12 protein-coding genes are annotated in these 22,092 nt (G+C 48.5%); 6 read left to right on the top strand and 6 right to left on the bottom strand.

The features are described 5' to 3' along the window. Positions 1 to 205 precede the first annotated feature (205 nt). From QUF61_RS06930 to QUF61_RS06945, 4 genes are read right to left on the bottom strand one after another with little or no spacing between them, the layout of a single operon-like run. Complete coding sequence (locus QUF61_RS06930; RefSeq protein ID WP_103918438.1) at positions 206 to 1,936, bottom strand: GspE/PulE family protein; 1,731 nt, start codon at positions 1,934 to 1,936, stop codon at positions 206 to 208. A gap of 36 nt (positions 1,937 to 1,972) precedes the next feature. Then, on the bottom strand, positions 1,973 to 3,259 hold the full coding sequence (locus tag QUF61_RS06935; RefSeq protein WP_289681114.1) for a GGDEF domain-containing response regulator: 1,287 nt from the start codon (positions 3,257 to 3,259) through the stop codon (positions 1,973 to 1,975). A 24-nt stretch (positions 3,260 to 3,283) separates the two neighbouring features. Next, positions 3,284 to 3,973: an RDD family protein gene (locus QUF61_RS06940; protein WP_289681116.1), complete on the bottom strand. Its 690-nt coding sequence runs from the start codon at positions 3,971 to 3,973 to the stop codon at positions 3,284 to 3,286. 2 nt (positions 3,974 to 3,975) lie between these two features. Beyond that, a complete protein-coding gene (locus tag QUF61_RS06945) occupies positions 3,976 to 4,905 on the bottom strand; it encodes an RDD family protein (protein WP_103918435.1) in 930 nt (309 codons plus the stop codon). Positions 4,906 to 5,232: 327 nt separating this feature from the next. Between QUF61_RS06945 and QUF61_RS06950 the strand changes: the two genes are divergently transcribed. The 6 genes from QUF61_RS06950 to QUF61_RS06975 all read left to right on the top strand — a co-directional run bounded on the left by QUF61_RS06950 (position 5,233) and on the right by QUF61_RS06975 (position 16,577). Next, complete coding sequence (locus QUF61_RS06950; protein WP_289681118.1) at positions 5,233 to 7,653, top strand: autotransporter domain-containing protein; 2,421 nt, start codon at positions 5,233 to 5,235, stop codon at positions 7,651 to 7,653. 175 nt (positions 7,654 to 7,828) lie between these two features. Beyond that, positions 7,829 to 11,161, top strand: coding sequence for an ATP-binding protein (locus QUF61_RS06955; RefSeq protein WP_289681120.1), 3,333 nt, complete (start codon positions 7,829 to 7,831; stop codon positions 11,159 to 11,161). Between the two features lie 2 nt (positions 11,162 to 11,163). Continuing rightward, positions 11,164 to 11,697 (top strand): RICIN domain-containing protein, encoded by a 534-nt coding sequence (locus QUF61_RS06960; RefSeq protein WP_103918432.1) that lies wholly within the window; start codon positions 11,164 to 11,166, stop codon positions 11,695 to 11,697. 100 nt (positions 11,698 to 11,797) lie between these two features. Continuing rightward, on the top strand, positions 11,798 to 13,915 hold the full coding sequence (locus tag QUF61_RS06965; RefSeq protein ID WP_289681122.1) for a hypothetical protein: 2,118 nt from the start codon (positions 11,798 to 11,800) through the stop codon (positions 13,913 to 13,915). 155 nt (positions 13,916 to 14,070) lie between these two features. Then, positions 14,071 to 15,588 (top strand): DUF1501 domain-containing protein, encoded by a 1,518-nt coding sequence (locus QUF61_RS06970; protein WP_103918430.1) that lies wholly within the window; start codon positions 14,071 to 14,073, stop codon positions 15,586 to 15,588. Between the two features lie 29 nt (positions 15,589 to 15,617). Next, entirely contained in the window at positions 15,618 to 16,577 is a 960-nt protein-coding gene (locus QUF61_RS06975; protein ID WP_177428110.1) for a GGDEF domain-containing response regulator, read from the top strand. A 16-nt stretch (positions 16,578 to 16,593) separates the two neighbouring features. On the opposite strand, the gene uvrD is transcribed toward QUF61_RS06975, so the two are convergent. Further along, positions 16,594 to 18,840, bottom strand: coding sequence for a DNA helicase II (uvrD, locus tag QUF61_RS06980; RefSeq protein WP_103918428.1), 2,247 nt, complete (start codon positions 18,838 to 18,840; stop codon positions 16,594 to 16,596). Positions 18,841 to 18,971: 131 nt separating this feature from the next. Beyond that, positions 18,972 to 21,884: a 2-oxoglutarate dehydrogenase E1 component gene (locus QUF61_RS06985; RefSeq protein ID WP_103918427.1), complete on the bottom strand. Its 2,913-nt coding sequence runs from the start codon at positions 21,882 to 21,884 to the stop codon at positions 18,972 to 18,974. Positions 21,885 to 22,092 lie beyond the last annotated feature (208 nt).

Here is a 22,092-nt window from a genome sequence, read left to right on the forward strand (position 1 = left end):
GCATAAGTCAGCCGGAATGTTTGCTGCATTGTGAATATTGGTGAGAAATGATGGTTTCGGGAAACCTTCCGGTGCAGGTTGCAAACCTGCACCGGCCTGGAGTTTTTGTTAGGGCGCACGGAAACAACCCAAGCAACACCATAAAGAGTGAGAATTTTTTCATCACCCAATTGGTGTCCCATACACGATATTCCCAGAACAAACACTAATGCGATTCCGTAACCCGCAGCACTTCTTCCACGCTGGTCAAGCCCTGCCAGGCTTTCAGCCAGCCATCTTCGCGCAGGTTGCGATAACCCTGGGTACTGGCTAAGTCTCTTAACTCCTGTATCGATGCACCTTGCAGGATTTTTTGTTGCAGTTCCGGGGTCATGTAGACGATTTCATAAATACCCAGTCGACCATGATAACCGCTGCCCTGGCACTCAGGGCAACCCACAGCATGTCGCCAGTTTTGCGGACTGTCTTTTAATGCGGATGGCAAAATCGCCTGACAATGCTCAATAATTTCCGGTAAAACCTGAGTCGGCTGCGCGCAATGCGTACATAGGGTACGCACCAGACGTTGTGCCTGCACGGCGCGCACGGAAGTGGCGACCATGAAGCCTTCCACGCCCATATCCATCAAGCGGGTAAACGCGCTGAGCGCGTCATTGGTGTGCAGGGTGGATAAGACCATATGCCCGGTGAGCGAAGCCTGTACCGCAATTTCTGCCGTTTCCAGATCGCGAATTTCCCCAATCATGACAATATCCGGATCCTGGCGCAAAATTGAGCGCAGCGCCTTGGCAAAGGTGTAACCAATATCGCTGTGCGCCTGTACCTGGGTAATATGGGGTAGTTGATATTCCACCGGGTCTTCCACCGTAATGATTTTACGGCTGCGATCATTGATGGCGTCAATGGTGGCGTATAGGGTGGTGGACTTACCGGAACCTGTCGGCCCTGTCACCAGGATAATGCCATGTGGTTCATTGACCCATTGTTTGAACTGCTGATAATGATCTTCCAGCATACCCAGTTGTTCCAGTTGCGTGGTGCCGCGCTCTTTGGGTAATAAACGCATGACAATGGACTCACCATGCACCCCTGGCAGGGTGGACACGCGAATATCCAGTTCCTCACCACTGACCCGGGTATTGAGCCGTCCATCCTGAGGTAGACGGCGCTCGGCAATATCCAGACCAGCGATGAGTTTAATGCGTGAGGCAATGGCGGCAAAACGCTCGCTGGGTAAATTCAGATGTTCGGTTAATACGCCATCTGTACGATAACGCACATAAAATATTTTTTCTTCAGGCTCGATATGCACATCCGAAGCGCGTTGATCAATGGCCTGTGACAGCATGTTGTTAACAAATTCCACCACTGGCGCGCCTTCTGCCAGTTCCCGCAAATGCCCCACCTCGTTGCCACTGCTCTGGTGTTCTCCGGCTTTTTCCAGTAGATCGATTAAACGATCCACATCCTGATTTCTTGCCAGCAGCCATTGTGGTGCGGGTTCGGCAAAATAAAAGGCGATGATTTCCTGCACATTGTCCGCCATGGGATCACGCGCCACGCAAAGTATCTGCTCATCTTGTTTCCAGGCGATGACTTCCTGATCCAGCCACCAGTCTACGGCAATCTGGCTGTCTTCTATAGCGGCTAACAGGGGTTGCGCATCAAATGGTAATTGCGCACCCTGCAACACCGGCAGACCCAGTTCTTCGCTGAGTACCCTCAGTAGTGCATCTTCTGAAATCGCGCCAATGCGCACCAGCACTGCACCTAAACGACCACCAAAGCGGTTTTGAAATTCCAGCGCACGCTGTAAATCCTGGGCATTAATTAAACCCTGCTGTTGCAGGCGTTCACCCAGTTGTGGCAGGCAAGATGGGGTGACGGCTTGTTTTGGGGGTGTGGTTTCTGCTGTTTTAATGACGACTTGAGGCATGGTGCTCTATTTTCCAATGGATATTTTTATATTCATTCAACGATAAATCAGAATTTTATTATTCTGATTTTTTTTCGCACGGTATAAGGCCTGATCGGCATGGCGCATCAATTCTCTTTGTGTCAGTTTAGAATTATTAAACTCCACAACCCCAAAAGAGCCACAAATCTGAAATGCAATACCTTCATAGGAATGAAAAAACTGTGCGCGCAACTGGTTTTCAATGCGGCGTAGACAGGAAACTGCTTTTTCAGCACGGGTACCGGGCAGCGCGATACAGAATTCATCACCACCTAAACGTCCGCAGACATCGGAGTTGCGCAATTGATGCAAAATCAGTTCGGCAAATTTAGCCAATACTTGATCGCCCACATCATGACCATGCTGATCATTGACCTGCTTAAATGAGTCAATATCACACAGACATAAACTCATCGGCAGACCCGTGCGCCGGGAGAAACTCATCATTTTATCCAGATGCTCCTGAAAATGATGGCGGCTGAATACCCCGGTTAAAGAATCATACCAGGCTTCCCGGCGCAGTTTTTCTTCCAGCAACTTGCGTTTGGTGATTTCATAACCCAACACAATCATACTTTTGCGTCGTCCATCATTGTGAAACAGTGGAGTGCGCACAATATCAAACCAACATTTTTCCGCATAGGCGTTACCGGGCAATTCCAGTTCTTCACGGTAAAAACCACCTTGCTCCCAGGCTTTTTGATCATTGATATTTAATGTATTCAATGCTTGCTTAAAAGCGTGGGGTTGCTCCGCCAGAATCTCATCATTCAAACCATGATAGGAGGTGTTTTCATCCAGGTTAAACATGCGTAGCGCGTATTCATTGGCTTCCAGCCAGCAGCCTTGAGCATCTTTTAATATCACTGCGCCCGGCATGGCTTCGAGTAAGGCCTGTAAATGCAGGTTGCGCTCTTCAATTTGTTCCTGATATTCCAGAATGCGCCGTCCGGCATTCAAGCGACTGCGCAGTTCTTCCGGGCGCACCGGTTTGGTCAGAAAATCATCAGCACCGGCATTAAGACCCATAATGCTGTCTTCAATACTATTTTTACTGGTGAGAAAAATACTGTAGATGAAAGGACAGTTTTTTTGTTGTTTAAGTTTGCGGCATAAGGTGATGCCATCCATTTCTGGCATCATCCAATCAATAATCGCAAGCCAGGGGGCATCGCGAATACTGCCAATTTCCAGGGCATGACGCCCGTCAGTGGCGACAACCGGTGTATAGCCCCAGGATTTTACCCATTCTGATAACATCAGCCGGGTGGTTATATTGTCTTCTGCAATTAATACATTCATGCTTTGTACGCGATTGAAAGGCTATCAGGATTGATACAAACCTTTAGCAAATTGCTGTAAACGTTCTGCCGACTGTTGCCCGGTTTGATCTGTCAAAGGCGTTGCCAGATTTGCCAATTCGACAACCCGTTTACGACCTAAAGTTGGCGCGCGCTCAGCAAAGGCTAAAACCGCACGCTGTTCTTCATCATTTAGTTGGCAAGGCAGTGGCAATGGATGCTTAGACAACAATATTGGCGCTGTACCCGGTGGCGTTGTATATACCACTATGGTGTCTGCCGCCATGTCACCCAGGCGTTGAAATTTTGCATTTAACAACATGGCTGATAAACCAAAGCCATAAAAAAATGGCAATATATCAACCGTGCGTAGCAAATTGCGCAACATTGAACCGGTCCAGCTAACCGGTACGCCATTGCTGTGTAATACTTTGATCTTAAATCGCTTCTTTCCAGGGGTTGCACCATCTGCATAGATTTCAAAGAATACAGGATAAAACCACTCAAGTAAAAAAATAGCCAGTAATAGCAAGCCCGAACCCAGGTCATCAAATCGCGCCAGAAAAATACTTAAAAGGGTATAAATCGCCAAACGCAGGAAAAAATCACTCAGCCAGGCCATTGCGCGTACCACAGGTCCTGCTAATTGCAGGTTTAATACCACCCCTTCCGGCGTTTCTATCGGGTAGTCGGTGTCTAACTGCTGCTCAGGCATGGCTAGGAGATTTGCACCACAATGGTATCGGCAATCATGTCATGCAGACACTGGCGGGAAGCCTGGAATATAAACAACACATCAATCAGATTCACAAAATCGCCCATCACTGGAATTATGCTCAGTAATATGATGGGTATGATACGCAGCCCGATAATACGGCCCAGACCACAACGATTGCCATTACTACGCACAATTTTGATATTGAGCATGTATTTACCGATACTTTGACCATTAAGATACAATAAACGCAGGTTAATTATTATTAAGAGCAAATAACCTACACCGACAATTGCAATAGCGATATTGACAAATACTTCTTTATCTTCACCATCCAGGTTTTCCAGCGTATTCATATCGGCGTTGCCCGTTATATACAATATGATAAAAGCCAGTAACAGCGGCACCATATAGGTCAGGGTATCCAGTAATGCCGCACCCAGGCGTTTACCACGGGTTGCCATCGGGCTGACATCAGTTTCTTCCCAGTCATCATCTACTGCGGCATCAGGTGCCTGATAAGGATTTTGCACCTCTGTCATGTCTGCTGTGCCGGTGGGTTTGTTTGTTGCTGCTGGGGTTGAGTGTGCTTTGGCTTGAGCTGTCTTGAGCTGTAATTCCTGGTCATAAGCGGTACGTTTATCATCATCGGATAACACATGCCAGGCATTACGCACTGCGCTCAATTGCGTTTGCGCTGCCTGCTTTATTTCTTCGGGCAGGGCATCGCGTGACAAACCTAACAAGTCATAATAAGTATTGTCCACCTGTCCGGCTTTTTGTTCATCATAAAGCTGGCGTTGTTCCGGGTTGGATAAAACGCCATAGGCTGTTTTGATGGCTTGTAAACGTTTTTGGGTGGCTTGTTTCAGTGTTGTCTTATTGGCTGCTGTCGCTGAAATGCCGAGTAATTGATAATAATTTTTTTTCATTGTATTTTACCTGAGTTCATGTGATAAAAAACTCGTGTATTGTCCCATAACACCCGCTTTGCTGCTTTTTCACCCAGTATTTCTATAAACCGAGTCATTTTAGTTGTGCTGGCATACGCTTCATACAGCATAACAGGATAGAACTCAATGTTTAAGAAGTGCTTGCCAAACCTTTGAGTTTTGGAAACAGAACTTTTACGAATTGTACATGTTCAGCAGGCAATAGAATCCGTTATAATCAAACACTTTGTTTGATAGCGTTTCTGGTAAGATTCACAGGCATTAATAAAATCCTCCCACATTGGAAGTATGCATAGAGATTAAATAATGGATAAAAAATATCACCTCCCCCTTTTATTCTGGCTATTGTTACTATTCTCGACACTGACCAGTGCCGCCGATTTATCCATGAATGTTTCCACCAGTCCCGCACAGGGTGTATTACGCCAGGATTTAACTTATACCGTCACCTTGTTTCCGGTGCGGGTGGGGGATTCCAAAGTGGTGAATGATGTTGTTTTGACTTATGGCCTGCCACCTGATTTTACGCTGATTTCTGCCACACCATCACAAGGCACCTGTACCAGCGGGGATATTGTGGAATGTGAAGTTGGGGATTTAAGCGACAGTCAGAATATCGTGTTTGTGGTACAGCCCCAGCAGACCGGCAGTGTCACCAGCAGTTTTTTTGCTTCGGGTTTAAGCCTGGATAGCATCAGCGGTGATGTGACAACCAGTAAAAGCAGCGTAAGTGTTACCACCGCAGTCAGTGACCCGCCACCGATAGAAATTGCTTTTACCGCCACAGAATATAGCGTCAGTGAAGATGGCAGTCTGGCAAGCATTACCGTCAGCCGCAGCGGCACGGATGAGCGCGCAATCAGTGTTGATTTTCGCAGTGAAGACGGTACTGCCGTATCCGGGCAGGATTATGATGCCGCCACAGGTACTTTGGCGTGGACCCAAGGCGATCTCAGCGACAAAAGTTTTAGTGTGCGTTTAATCGATGACAAAGAAGCGGAACGTAATGAAACCATTAATCTGATTTTGGAAAACCCGGTGGATGCCGACTTAGGACAGGCTAATGCAGTATTGACCATTGTCGATGATGAAACCACCGGGCAGATTGAGTTCAGCAGCGTTAGTTACCGGGTGTCCGAAGATACGGGCAGCGCAACCATCACCGTGGTGCGTAACGGCGGTTCGGATACCGCGATTACCGTTAATTACAGCACCAGCAACAGCAGCGCCATTGCCGGAGAGGATTATACCACTGCGCAAGGCTCCTTGTTCTGGAGTCATGGCGATAGGGTTGCAAAAACCTTTGCAGTGGATATTATCAATAATCCGGTGATTGAAGGCGACCGTGCCTTAACCCTGATATTAAGCGCGGCTGATGATGCGATTTTAGGCCAGCGCACGGCAACCCTGACCATTGTTGATGAGTTCAGCGAAGAAGATGCCGTTGCAGCTTTGGAGTCGGCAGCGCGCAATCCAACCCAATTGGCGATGGCTGGCCCGATTGGCAAGCTTTGTCAGTCGCGGCAGGCGGGTACGGATTTACAGGCGCTGTGCCGGGAATTGATCTTAAATGCAGGCAGCAACCCCAGCGCGGTGGCGAATGCCCTGCAACAATGGGCACCGGAAGAATACGCCACGCCGGGACGCATGGCAGTGGAATTTTCTTCCCGTCAGTTTCGTAATATCAGCAGTCGTTTAATGGCACTGCGTGGTGGTGCGGCAGGGGCTGAGGTGAATCTGGAAGATCTCAGTATCGACGTGCAGGGTACGCCCTTGCCAAACAGTCTGGGCGAGCCGGTTTCCGGGCAGGAAAAACCCGGCAGTCTGCCACCTGCGGTTGCGCATAAATACGGTTTGAATGAATTAGGCGTGTTTGTCAGTGGTAATGCCAGTTTTGGTTCCCGCGATGCCAGTGATAAGGAATCAGGTTTTGATTTTGAAAGTCAGGGCATGACTTTGGGTTTGGATTACCGGGTCAAAGACAGTTTTATTTTTGGTGCAGCCCTGGGTTATGGCAAGGCTAAATCTGACTTTAATCAAGGTGGCGAGATTAAAGCGGATGCAGTGACCACTTCTTTTTATACAACATTTTATAAGCCTAAAAAGTTTTATCTGGATGCCATTTTCAGCTTGAGTAAAAACAGCTACGATACGCGCCGTAATATTATTTACCAAGTGGCAGACACCCAGGTTAATCAGGCGGCTTTTGCCAGTCCTGATGGCAACGCCACAGCTTTCAGTCTCAGCGGCGGCTATTTCTTTGTCTATGATACGCTTAACCTGATACCCACGGCACGCTTTGATTATATCCATTCAGAAATGGACAGTTTTCAGGAAAACATGAAATATACCAGTGCCACGGGCTATCAACTGGGTTTGAATATGGACAGTCAGAGTGTACGTTCCATGACCTTATCCTTAGGCGCTATCGCCAGTTATGAAATGGAACTGGAATGGGCTACACTGCTGCCTGAATTGCGTTTGGATGTGATACATGAGTTTGAAAACCGCTCACACTTAATCAGTGGGCGTTTTATCCATGATGGTAGTGGGCAACGCTTTTATCTGCCTACCGATAATCCCGATAAAGATTATCTCAGTCTGGCATTTTCCACGGATGTGGAATATGGTGAGGGGCAGATGTTTTATGTCAGCTATCAAACACTGCTGGGTTTAAACGGCATCACCCACCATTCCATTATGGGCGGCGTTAAGCTGGAGTATTAAGGTTAATTGATGTTACGCAAAGGCTGAGTTTTTATGCTTTGGGCATAAAAAAGAAGCCTTTGCTTCACACTGAGTTTTATCTGAAAATATGTGGCAATTACTTTGCAGGTTTAACCCGTTACGCCTAATACCTTCCGGTAAGGCGTCTTTGCGCACCCTGCTGATTGTGCCCTTTATGCTACAGATTTTTGTTGCCGTGGGTTTAACCGGGGCAATTGCTTTTTTTAATGGGCAAAAGGCAGTTAATGATCTGGCAGGCCAGTTGCGCAATGAAGTGACTGCCAGAATCCAGGAACGCTTGCAGGCTTATCTCAGCATTCCACACAAAGTGAATGAGCTTAATAGCAATGCTTTGAGTTTGAAGGAAATTGATTTGCATAATGCTGAAGAGGACAGTCGGCATTTTTATCAACAGGTCAAAACCTTTAAGCTGATCAGCCATAGTTATGTTGCCACCCCTGCGGGAGGATATTTTGGCGCAAAGCGTCTGAGTGATGATAGCTACCAGGTGATGCGCCGGGTTAATGGTGATAATCTCTATTTCTCGGTGGATGCGCAGGGGTTTCCTGTCAGTCAGGTTAAAATAGCCAAAAATTATGATCCACGCCTGCGCCCCTGGTATCAGGCTGCTGTACAAAAACAGCAGGCAACCTGGAGCGCGGTATATCCTGATTTCACCACCAACAGCCTGGCAATCACCGCCGCTTCCCCCTTGTATCAGGATAATAAAAATTTAAAAGCAGTCTTAGGCGCTTCTTTTATTTTGTCTTGGATGGATGATTTCTTAAGCAGTCTGCGCATCGGCAAAACCGGGCAGACCTTTATCATGGACAGGAATGGCCTGTTAATCGCCAGTTCCAGTCACGCGCCGGTATTAAAAAAACAAACTGATAAAAGTCAATCAGTGCGTATTCCCGCCAATGAAAGCAGTAATGCCAGAATTCGTCACGCCACGCAAGCGGTACAACAGTATTTTGGTGATTTAAGTCACATCAGCACCAGCCAGAGCCTGGATTTTGTCTTAAATAATGATAAACAGTTTTTACAAATTACCCCCTTGCGTGATCGGCATGGTCTGGACTGGCTGATTCTGGTCATCGTACCGGAATCCGACTTTATGGAACGCATCAACATGATCTCGGTGGCAACCTTCTGGTTATCCGTGGTTGCGTTGGTCTTGGGTTTATTAGGTGGCCTGCTGACCTCGCATTGGGTCATCCGTCCCATACAGCATCTTAATAATGCAGCAAAATCCCTGGCTCTGGGACGCTGGGATCAAGTTGTGGAAGCGCGTCGTAAAGATGAACTGGGTGAATTGGCGCGCTCATTTAACAGCATGGCGGAACAACTCAAAGAAAGTTTTGCTACGCTGGAAACTAAAAATGCTGACTTACGCAAACTCGATACCCTCAAAGATGAGTTTTTAGCCAATACTTCGCATGAACTGCGTACGCCACTAAATGGTATTGTGGGCATTGCAGAATCCATGTGTGATGGCGCGGTTGGCTCCATCAGCGAATCCCAACGCAAAAACTTATTAATGGTTGCGCAAAGTGGACACCGTTTGACCAATCTGGTGAATGATATTCTCGATTTTTCCAAGCTCAAGCATAAAAACATTAATCTGCAACTGAAATCCGTGGGGATGCGGGAAGTGGTTGAAGTGGTATTGATGTTCAGCCAAACCTTGGTTGGACAAAAAGCGGTTAAACTTATTAATCATATCCCACAAAACTTACCCCCTGTGCTGGCCGATGAAAACCGCTTACAACAAATTCTGCACAATCTGGTGGGGAATGCGATTAAATTTACCGAAAGCGGTAAAATTGAGATCTTTGCTGAATATCAGACTACAGCAAAACCACCACGATTATTAATCCGCATCCGTGATACGGGTATCGGGATTTCCGCAGAAAAGCTGGGGCAGATTTTTGACTCTTTTGAGCAGGTAGATGGCTCCAATGCGCGGCAATATGGTGGTACGGGTCTGGGTTTAACCGTGACCAAACAACTGGTGGAATTGCACCAGGGGCAAATCACCGTGACCTCGCAACCCAATCAAGGTTCAGAGTTCAGCTTTACCCTGCCGGTGGTAGAGGATGAAAAAACGCCAACGGCGGACTTATCCAATATATCACCCCACATGTCAACTCGGATGCCCTTACACGAAACCCAGATAAAAACGGCATCTGTGCCTGATGCCAATGAACAAATACAACAAGCGGGTGCTAAATCGAGTCATCAAAAAAGTTTAATTCATCCCAATCCTGATCAATTTACTATTTTGATTGTTGATGATGAACCGATTAATTTGCAAGTGCTGGTCAATCATCTGTCCTTACAAAACTACGCCGTGGTTGAAGCCAATGACGGCCTGGAAGCCTTGCAACTGGTTGAAGAAGGATTAAAACCACATCTGGTATTGCTTGATATCATGATGCCGCGCATGACCGGTTATGAAGTCTGCCGCCGCCTGCGCGAGTATTTCCCCGCCAATGAATTGCCTATTTTGCTGCTCACGGCAAAAACCCAGGTATCCAATTTAATCGAAGGGCTGGATGCTGGCGCTAACGATTATCTGACCAAACCCGTCTCCAAAAACGAACTGCTGGCACGGATTAAAACCCATTTGCAACTGAGTAATCTCAATATTGCTTACGGACGTTTTGTACCGCATGAATTTATTCAGCTCATGGATAAACAAAGTGTGGTGGATGTTAAACTCGGTGATCATATTGAACGTAATATGACTATTTTATTTTCTGATATTCGCGGTTTCACCACCATATCAGAAGCCATGACACCACAGGAAAATTTTGATTTTATCAATGCCTATCTCAGTCGCATGGAACCAATTATCAGTAAATATGAAGGCTTTATTGATAAATATATTGGTGATGCGATCATGGCTTTATTCCCCGGCAGCGTGGACTCGGCGGTACAGGCAGGGGTTGATATGCTGATTCGTCTGGTTGAATATAACACCTCACGTGGTCGTCCAGGCCGCCCTAATCTGAAAATCGGCATCGGCATCCACTTTGGCTCACTGATGCTGGGCACGGTGGGCGGTAAAAACCGCATGGACGGCACGGTGATTGCTGATGCAGTGAATCTGGCTTCACGCACTGAAGGGTTGACCAAAAGTTATGGCACGGCGCTGTTGATCACAGAGCAAACCTATCAAAACATGCGTCATCCAGAGCAGTTTTTGACGCGCATGGTAGATAGGGTGCGGGTTAAGGGTAAAACTGAAGCCGTCACAGTATATGAAGTGTTTGATGCCGATGAAGCAAAAGAACGGCAATTAAAATTAAAGACACTGGACATTTTTTCAGAAGGCTTCCATCATTACCACGACATGCGAATTACAGCCGCACAAGCTTGTTTTCAACAGGTGCTGGAACAAAATCCACAAGACAGTGTTGTTGAAGTCTATTTGCAACGCTGTCAGCAAGTGTTAGAAGGCGAGCTGGAAATTGTTGAAGAACCACAAACCAAGGAGTTTTAATCATGTTGAAACCAATTTTATTAACCGTCTGCTTATTAGGCGTCAGCAGTTTAGCGATGTCCGTTTCCGCGGATTTGCCCGATGCCAATAAAATGGAAGCCTTGCAAAAGGCACTTAAAAACAAAGTCAATGAGTACAAATTACTGGTGAATGTAAAGGGGCGTTGCCTGGAATCACCACCGGATCAAGCTAAAAACAACGGTGGCAAAATTCAGTTATGGGATTGCAATAACAGCAAATACCAACGCTGGAAACTCGACAGCCAGCAACGCCTGGTCAACACCAGTGGCAAATGCCTGGATATTGCTGGCCCGGATCTGCATAAAAACGGTGGCAGCATCGGTTTATGGGAATGTAATAACGCACCCAATCAGAAATGGACGCTGGATAAGGGTCGCCTGCGCAGCGTTGGCGGCAAATGTCTTGATATTCCCGGTGAAGCCAACTGGAACCGTAACGGGATGCACCTGCATATCTGGGATTGTAATACCGCGCCAAATCAACGCTGGGATCATAAGTTGTGGTGGGGTAAATAACCCCCCGTTATCCTTAATCTGAAAATTTTACCTCATTACCATGCTCTGCATGGTAATGACAACAGTATCCGCTCTGCGGATTCCTTACCAGGAGAAGCCAGTGTATTTACGCAAAATTTTTTATACGCTCTGCCTAACCAGCTTGCTGGCACTAGGCAGCCATGCCGCCGAGACGCTCAGTCCTTCAGGCAGTACGCTGGATGATGTTAATCTCTATCCTGATGACAGTTTTGTGCAGGTTGCTAAAGCTATTGATGTTCAGGATATTGATGTCAGCGAAACGTATATTCTGGTGCAATTACCCAGTGGTGAATTATTAAGCAAAACCCCAACAGGGTTTGAATTGCTCAATGTCAGTAACTTCAAGCTGACAGACCTGGGTTTAGGTGTAAATAACGAGCAGATTACTTTTGAAGTCGTTGCCGGAGATTTTTTTCACTTGCTCGATTATCCGGTGCTGATTTATCTTGGCATTCTGGATAAAGATAAGGTATTACATTTTGGCGCATTTTCACTGACTGCTAATTTTCAGTCTTTGGATAGCTGGGATGAAACCGCAGTGCGCAAGGTGTTACATACCTTTGCTTTTGGCGGTTTTGCCAGCGACACGCAAATTCAGACCTGGGCAGGCATGGTGCCGATACTGGCGATACAGGAAATGCTCAGTGCCGACACCCTCAACGCCAAACTCTCCCCGACAGACACCCTGGATAATTCATTGCCCGATGGCGACTTAAAAACCCTGTCAGCTTTCTGGAGTGGTGAGGACAGTGCCAATCCGATTGCAACGGATGCGCGGGAGAATTTTGCTTTAACCGCGCGCAACAGCGCGGAACATACCTGGCGACAGGCGGTTAATCTGCGCGGTTTGAATCCTGCGCGGCAACTGCTGGGTTTGGTTGAAAGCAATTACCATCTCAGCGTCAACCTGGATGCCGTGGTGAATATTACCAACCCACAAATGATGCGTTATTATGATGACATCATGAATGCACTGGCAGCAGCAACGCCCTATCAGGACGTACTCAGTATTGCCTCACTATCTGCCGCCGTTGCCACCCAATATAACCATCGCCGCAATACCTTTGATAATGAAACGCAGGTGTTTCGCGGCAATGAAGATTTTGCCCGGGAATTCCATCAGATATTTTTTGGCATATTCGGTGATTACAATACCGATTACCATGAAGAAATCACCATTAAAAATACCGCGCAGGCGCTCACCGACATGCCGGTATTATTAAATGCTGAGGGGGAACAGGATGAGGTGGTGACTTTTGGCGAGGAACAACATCACATCGCACCGCTGGAAATTCTGCAACAAAGCATTGCTGGTAATACTGCACAGGAAAAAATTCAGGCCTTGTCGCAATACGCGGTTGTGCAGCCGGAAAGCCTGGAAAACCTGCCGATTATTCTGGTACGCGCCTTCGCAGATGAAAATCTTGATGAGGCGAGAACCAAGGTGCTGCAAAACGCCTGGGCGGAAATGGCGGAGAAAAATCTGCTGACTTTCCTGCGTAATTACGCGATTTCCACGCTTTTCCACCATCCCCAGCGCTTCAAATACCACACCGTGCCGCAGCGTTATTTAACCGCGCTGAATCAGATGACCTTGAGTAACCAGGAAAGCTATCTGGATTTATATGACATTGGCGGCTATGAAGAGGAAGATTATCAGGTATTCCGGCCCTTGCATGATGTGTTTGGTGCGCAAACCGGCATTGAAGCGGCGGACAGCGCGGAAGTTTTTCGCGCCGTATATCAGCGCAGCAGCAAAAACGCGCATATCAACAGCCAAACCTATCTCGAAGACAACGGGCAACTGCTGTGGAGCAAAGACTGGGGCAGCGTGATACCTGTTGACGACCAAGGGGCTTATCCGGTTGCTCAAACGGTGGAATGGCTGTGGCAGCGTTTTCTCGCCGATGGCCTGAAAAATCTGGGCAGCCTGGAACGCCTGCATTTATACGCATTGCTGGCAACTGGTCAGGATGCTGCTTACGCCCTGGATGCCAATGCTCCGGATCGAATATTTAGCAGCAATGAGATTGACACTGACAACGACCTGCAAAACGCATTACAGGACTGGGGTGGCAGCGTGCTGGCACTGGACGGCGATGACTCGGAAAACCGCCGCACAGCAAACCATAAGATCGGCCTTGCCATCAACTTTATTAATGCTTTGCCGTTTGCCTTTGGACAGGAAGGACAATAAGTTGAGTTCGGTTGAGGCTTCTTTCAGCCTGGGTTGTATAAAAAGTGAGCAATCAGGCTGAAAATCGCCAAAACCTCACACATTGAATTAAAAAATAAGTAATTTTGAGCGGGATAATATGAAAAAAACTTATCCCGAGTTGAGGTAGAAAAACCATGAAACGACGTGATTTCTTAAAAAGCGCCATTGCCAGCAGCCTGCTGATGGGCAGCGGCTTATCATTGTTAAGCAGTCGTAGCGCACTGGCGGCAACAACAAACTTACCGGCTGATTTCCCGGTTGCTACCCCGCCAAAAATTCTGCTAAATATCTCTCTGGATGGCGGCCCTGATTTTCGCCATTTGATGCCCCCTGCGTTCAGCGCTGATGAAAACAGCTTTGCCTGGCAATACTGGTATCATCGCGCAACTTCGCATTCCATTGCCGCCAATAATGCCGCGTTTCAACAACGCTGGGACGATGATTTTCTCAAACCCACGCTGAACCCCGCCCCTGCTGGCGCGGAATTCGGTTTTTTAAACAGTGCGGGTTGGTTATTTGAACAATGGGAACAGGGCAATGCCGCCATTGTCAATAATACCCTGACCGCGAACAATCGTAATCACGCCCACGCACTGCTGGCACTGGAGCAAGGTGATCGCAACGCAGGCGTGCATGATATGGATAAACCCGGTTGGGGCGGTCGTCTGGCAAGGGTGCTACGCGATCAGGCGCAACAAAATGATCCTGATGCTGAAGTTAATATTATCTCTCTGACCCGGGAAATCCGCCGTTTTTGTTACGGCCCCCATGCCAGTGATCCGCGCAAACATAATAACGAGCAAGTCATTTCCGTGCCCAATGCGCGTGACTTAGGTCTATTCAGCCCCGATGTCAATGCTGCCAGTTACAACCCGGAAGCAGATTCCAGCGTCATGAGTCGCGCCTTAAAAGCCTATTATGCGGCTAAACAAGGTGAAATGGACAAGCAATCACCCTATTACAAACTGATTCAACATGAAATCACCCTGCGCAAGTTTGGCGATGCCATGAAAGCGCGTCTGATTGGTGATGATGCCGATAATCCCAATATCCCGATTCCTGATGAAATCCGTGCCTTATATGATAGCCGCTTTGCCAGTGAAAGCGGCCTCAATCTGCTCAATAATACGGGTTTTGGGCGGCAAATCGCCAGTTTATACGATTGTTTTGCCTGCCGTGACCTGCTCAATTTTCGCATTGCCTCTTTGGCCTATCGCGGCTGGGATACGCACAAAAACCAGAAACGTTACATTGAACAACGTTTTGCCGATTTATTTCACGAACAAGGCGCATTGGCAACTCTGTTTAAGCACCTGCCAGAAAATATCACGGATCAGATTATTATTGTGATTTCCGGTGAATTCGGACGTCAGCTTAAAGCCAACGGTGATAACGGCACCGATCACGGACGTGGCAATGCCATGTTGGTATTGGGTAAAAGCGTGCGCGGTGGTTTATACGGTGATCCCTTCCCCAACGAAGAACTCGAACGTCTGGACAAACGTAGCCCGGATATCACCGGTAAAACCGGCCTGGAACATGTGTTTGCTGGCGTCTCCGATCTGATGGGCAGCGGTGCGGGTGACCTGGTGTTCCCCGACCGCGCTGACGCACCGCTGGAAGATGCCGTCAGTGCATTGTTGTTTACCTGAAATTTCCACTAAATTTAATGAGTAGAGGGATGCGTCCAACCGTACTGATCGTTGATGATCATGAAGAAAATTTACTCGCACTGGAGATGCTACTTGAACAGGAGCGGGATATTGAAATATGTCGGGCGCTCTCAGGCAAAGAGGCATTGAGGCAGTTGCTGGGGCAGGAGTTCGCCTTGGTGCTGTTGGACGTGCAGATGCCTGAGATGGACGGCTTTGAGGTGGCTGAGTTAATGCGCGCTAATCCCAGCACTCGCCTTATTCCCATTATTTTCATTACCGCCATTAGCAAAGAAGAACGCTACCGTTTCCAGGGCTATGAGGCGGGTGCGGTGGACTATCTCTACAAACCACTCGATTCCTTCATCCTGCAAAGTAAAGTACAGGTCTTCATCCAGCTCTGGCGGCAACGACGGGATCTGGAGTTAGCTTATCAAAAGCTGGAGGAGGCCAACCAATGTATTATCAACCAGAAAAATATGCTACAGAAGATGGCTATCCAGGATCACCTCACCGGTCTCTATCAGCGGCGTTGGTTCGACCACCTGATTAAGAGCGAGCTGGGCGCGGTCATGCGTACCAATACCCCGTTGGCTTTGGCAATCCTCGATATCGACCACTTTAAGCAGATCAACGACAGCTATGGTCATCTCGCTGGCGATGTCGTGCTGGTAGGCCTCGCCGCTACCCTGAAGAATGCAATGCGTGAATATGACACCGCTTTTCGTTTCGGTGGGGAAGAATTTGCGGTGCTGCTGCGTGGCACGACTAAGGTGCAGGCGATCAAGGTCTGTCAGCGCTTGCGCATGATGCTTGAGCAGGAACACTACGTGTATCAGGGCCAGGAATTTCGGATCACTGTCAGTATCGGCCTCTGCGCTACTGATCACTTGCCGGATGCAACCCGCGAACGCATGATCGAACAGGCCGATAAGGAGCTTTATCGCGCTAAAGCGGCTGGGCGTAACCAGGTTTGCCCCGAATCCTAAATAACCTAAGCTTCATTCATTCCACCGCCTGCAAGTTGGCATACACCAGTACCAGCCATTTGCTACCCTGATGACCAAAATGTACTTCCACCCGCTCGGTTGCGCCGCTGCCTTCGCTATTTAAAATCACGCCCTCACCAAATTTAGGATGCATCACACGCTGCCCGACACGGAACTTACCCGCACCGCTATCCATCGCAAAGGCCGGGGCTTTGGGAGCTTGGTATACGGCTTGATTGCTGCTGCGCAAACGGATTTCTTCCAGCAGTTCCGCCGGGATTTCATGAATAAAACGTGACGGGCGGGTATAATTTTCCTGCCCATGCAAACGCCGTACTTCCGCATAACTGATATAAAGCTGGCGCATGGCGCGGGTGATGCCGACATAACATAAGCGGCGCTCTTCTTCGAGACCGTTTTCATCCTGTAAGGACATGCTGTGTGGAAATAATTTTTCTTCCAGACCGCATAAAAAAATCAGCGGGAACTCCAGCCCCTTGGCGGAATGCAGAGTCATTAACTGCACACCGTTTTCCCCGCTGTGGCTGGATTCTTCGCCAGTATCCAGCACGGTTTTACTAAGAAAGGTTTGCAGTGGACTTAGCCCATCGCTGTCCAGGCTTTCATCCGTATAATGCTTGGTGGCGTTGACCAGTTCATCCAGGTTTTCCAGCCGGGTCTGATCTTTTTCTGTATTTTTCTTTTTCAACTGTGCGCGCAAGCCGCTGTTTTCCAGAACTTGCTCGGTGAGTTCATGCAAGGGCAGACTGCCGGTATTCTCGCGCAGTTGCAGAATCATTTCCTGAAATTTACGCAGGGCATTAGCGGCGCGGGTGGTGAGTTCGCCGGATACTATCACTTGTCCGGCAGCCCGCCACATGGAGATACCATTACGCCGCGCTTCCTGGCGCACGATTTCCACGGTTCTATCGCCAATGCCACGGGTGGGGGTATTTACCACGCGCTCAAAAGCAGAATCATTATCTTCATTTGCCAGCAGTTGCAGATAGGCCATCGCATCCTTGATTTCTGCGCGCTCAAAAAAGCGCAAGCCGCCATATACCCGATAGGGCAGACGGGCAGATAACAAAGCCTCTTCCAGCACCCGCGATTGCGCATTCGAGCGATATAATATGGCACATTCCTTCAAGCTTCCGCCTTCATCGGCCCAGCTTTGCACCCGTTCAACGATAAACCGCGCTTCATCATATTCATTAAATGCACGATATAAACTGATGGGCAGCCCTTCCTCGCCATCAGTCCACAGGTTTTTACCCAGCCGCCCCGGATTATTGCCAATCAAACGGTTTGCTGCTTCCAATATGGTGCCGGTAGAGCGGTAATTCTGCTCCAGTTTGGTTAGTTGAACTTCGGGGAAATCCTGCTGAAAGTGATGCAAATTAGTAACTTTCGCCCCACGCCAGCCATAAATCGACTGGTCATCGTCACCCACTGCAAACACATGTGCCTGCGCGCCTGCCAACTGCTGCAACCAGAGATATTGTATGGTGTTGGTATCCTGAAACTCATCCACCAGTATGTGCTGAAAACGCCGCTGATAATCTGCCAGGATGTGCGGATTCTGTACCCAGAGTTCATGTACCCGCAACAGCAATTCGGCAAAATCCACCAGACCGTTGCGCTCGCAAGTCTCCTGATAATTTTTATATACCTGTTTCATGGTGCGCTCAAACACATCATCATAATTATCCAAATCATGCGGACGTCGCGCTTCATCCTTGCACTGGTTAATAAACCACTGCGCCTGTTTTGGCGGCCAGTTTTTTTCATCCAGTTCCAGCGCCTTCATCACCTTGCGCACAATACGGCTTTGGTCTTCGCTGTCGATAATCTGGAAGTTTTCCAGCAGTCCCGCCTCCTGCCAGTGCTGCCGCAACAGGCGGTGCGCCAGCCCGTGAAATGTGCCGACCCAGAGGTCATAGGCGGAAATTCTTGGCTGTCCGCTATTTTCCGCAGTGCGCAGCAATTTCATCAAACGCGCGCGCATTTCATTGGCGGCTTTATTGGTAAAGGTTACCGCCAGCATGGAATAGGGTGAGATACGCTCGATCTGCATCAGCCACGCCATGCGGTAAATCAACACGCGGGTTTTACCACTGCCCGCCCCCGCCAGAATCAGGCGGTTGCCTAATGGCGCGCACACCGCCTCGCGCTGGGCATCATTGAGTAGGTTGATCAGGGCGGAAGCGGGGTCTAAATCAGCGTTAGGATCGGAATCGGGTGTAGGGGGAAATTGGCTCATAGACTTTCTGGTTGGTTACGTAGGTGATTTTCCAATATTGCATATTACCCATTCACATAGCTGGCTATGTCATGGTTTTCACAACGCTGATGCCGGCCTAAAAGACCAGCGAAATGGGTAGGTGAGTTGCCTTAGCCCCTGAATTCCAAATCAAACGCCTGTTCAATCAATTCTCGCTCTTGATCCAGATGGGCTTTTAAGTAACCGGCGGCAGGCGAGGCAAATAATAAACGTCCGGCATAACCCAGGCGGATATTTGGCTGATGCATGGTATCCAGGACGCGGGCGTGGATAAAATTCCAGGCACCTTGATTGCGGGGTTCTTCCTGTACCCAGAACCATTGCTTGGTATTGCTGTATTTTTCCAGTGCGCGTGACAAGGTGGCGCGGGGCAGCGGATAAAGCTGTTCCAGCCGTAAAATAGCGATATTGTTAATGCCTTTTTTGGTGCGTGCTTCCAGGAGTTTAAAATACACCTGCCCTGCGCACAGCAATACCCGTTTGACCTGTTTGGGATCGATGCTGGTGTCGGTTTCATCGATCAGCAGTTCAAAATCCTTGTCAGTAAAATCTTCCAGTTTGGAGGTGGAGTGTTTGTTGCGCAGCAGGCTTTTGGGCGTCATTACGATCAGCGGCTTGCGATAAGGCCGCAGCATCTGACGGCGCAGCAAATGGAAAAACTGCGCAGGTTCGCTGGGTACGCAGACCTGCATGTTATTTTCCGCGCATAATTGTAAATAACGCTCCAGACGGGCGGAGGAATGCTCCGGGCCTTGACCATCATAACCATGCGGCAGAAACAATACCAAGCCACACAAGCGCCGCCATTTGGCTTCTGAGGAGCTGATGAACTGGTCAACCACCACCTGCGCGCCATTGGCAAAATCACCAAACTGAGCCTCCCAGATGGTCAGGGTTTCCGGCTCGGAAGAAGCATAACCAAATTCAAAGCCCAGTACCGCTTCTTCGGACAGCAGAGAATTGATAATCAGAAATTGTGGTTGCCGGGGCGTAATATGTTGCAAAGGAATGTACATGCCATTGTGGGATTGGTCGTGCAACACTGCGTGACGATGGGCAAACGTGCCGCGTCCACTATCCTGTCCGGATAAACGCACGGGATAACCGGCTTGCAGCAGACTGGCATAAGCCAGTAATTCCGCAAAACCCCAATCGGCATCTATCTCGCCTGCTGCCATTTTTTTGCGGTTTTCAATAATCCGCTCCACGGTGCGGTGCAACTTAAAATCCGGGGGGTGGCTGGTAATGCGCTCGGATAAATATTGCAGTGCTTCCTTGCTGATATGGGTTGGCGCTTCCTGAGTCCATTTAGTACCCAGATAGGGTTTCCAGTTGGTACCATATTCAAAGCCATCAACCTTACGCCGCCGTGCCATTTCCACCATTTCCTGCGCTTTCAGCACGGCCCGGTATTGCTGCGCCATCATTTCCGCATCCTGCGGCTGAATAATTTCATTTTTGATGAGTTTTTCAGCATACAAGGTGGTAATTGGCGGGTGTTTTTTTATCCGCTGATACATCTGCGGCTGGGTTGCCATCGGTTCATCGGCTTCATTATGTCCATGCCGCCGGTAGCAGATCATATCGATGACCACATCCATATTAAACTTCATGCGGTATTCCAGCGCCAGCTTGGACACCCGAATGACCGCTTCGGGATTATCGGCATTGACGTGAAAAATCGGTGCGCGCACCATTTTGGCAACATCGGTGCAATACAGCGTTGAGCGCACGTCAAAAGGATCGCTGGTAGTGAAACCGATTTGATTATTGATGACAATATGCACCGTACCGCCGGTGCGGTAGCCTTTGGTTTCCGACAGGTTCAGGGTTTCCATTACCACGCCCTGTCCGGAAAAAGCACTGTCGCCGTGAATCAATACCGGCAGAACCTCATTGCGCTCATGATCGTGGCGGCGTTCCTGACGGGCGCGCACTGAACCTTCCACTACCGGATTGATGATTTCCAGATGTGAGGGGTTAAATGCCAGGGTCAGGTGCAACGGGCCGCCGGGGGTCATGACATCGGTGGAATAGCCCTGATGGTATTTTACATCTCCACTGCCGCGCCGGGGATCGATATCAATGGTGCCTTCAAACTCGGAAAATAATTCACGGGTACTTTTACCCATGATATTGACCAGCACATTCAAACGCCCCCGGTGGGCCATGCCAAAAACCAGTTCTTTCACACCATAACGCCCGGCGTTTTGCACCACCTCATCCAGCAGTGGAATCAGACTTTCCGCGCCTTCCAGGGAAAAACGTTTTTGTCCGACATATTGCATGTGCAGATAATGCTCCAGCCCCTCTGCGGCGACCAGACGCTCTAAAATATGTTGCTTGCAATCACTGTCCACCCCGCATTCATCATGTACAAAACGTGCTTCCAGGTTTTCCTGTAACCAGCGTTTTTTTCGGGTATCGGTCAGATGCATGAACTCGATACCGATATGTCCGCAATAAATCTGCTGCAATGCGGTAAAAATCTCGCGTAATGTTGCTTGTTGGTTGCTGAAAGCGAAAAAGGTACCCGTGCTGAACTCCATGTCCATGTCAGCTTCAGTCAAGCCGTGAAACGCGGGATCCAAATCCTCGACATAACGGGTATCGTGTAACTTCAGCGGATCTAACTCGGCAATTTCATGACCCCGCACCCGGAAATAATGAATCAAACGATGCACGGCGCTTTGTTTTTCCATTTGCTGCCGGGATAAGGCATTGGATAATAAGCTGGCAGATAGCATAGCTGGTTGCGTGGTCGTTTCTGCTATCAATGGGTGGGGAGACTGGCGCCGTTTGCGTTGTGCTGAGGCGGCATTATCTGCCTGCTGACTAGGGTGCAAGCGAAACTGCGCCTGTAACTGCGTTGCTGAGCGTTCTGGCTTGGCGCTTGACTGTGATACTTGAACCCGAGAAAAATAAAGCTGCCACTCCGGCTCCAACTGGTTTGGGTCTTGCAGCCAAATCTCATACAGATCATTAATAAATGCCGCATTGAGTAATCCAGAAGGTTCAGTCATGTTTGTGTTCCATATTAAAAACGGTAAGTCAGCTTCAAACGAAAATGACGACCTTCAAGTGACTACGGTTTAGCAAGCACCGTGTTAACGAGCAGAGGAATGAAAAGTATATTAAGCAAAGTGAGTTTTTTTATTGTTTCATATGTGAGAGATATTCTTGTTAGCATAATCTGCGGTGGCCTCTTCGAGGTTCAATGTTGATATTTCA

Source organism: Candidatus Venteria ishoeyi (assembly GCF_030378065.1).
GTDB lineage: Bacteria > Pseudomonadota > Gammaproteobacteria > Beggiatoales > Beggiatoaceae > Venteria > Venteria ishoeyi.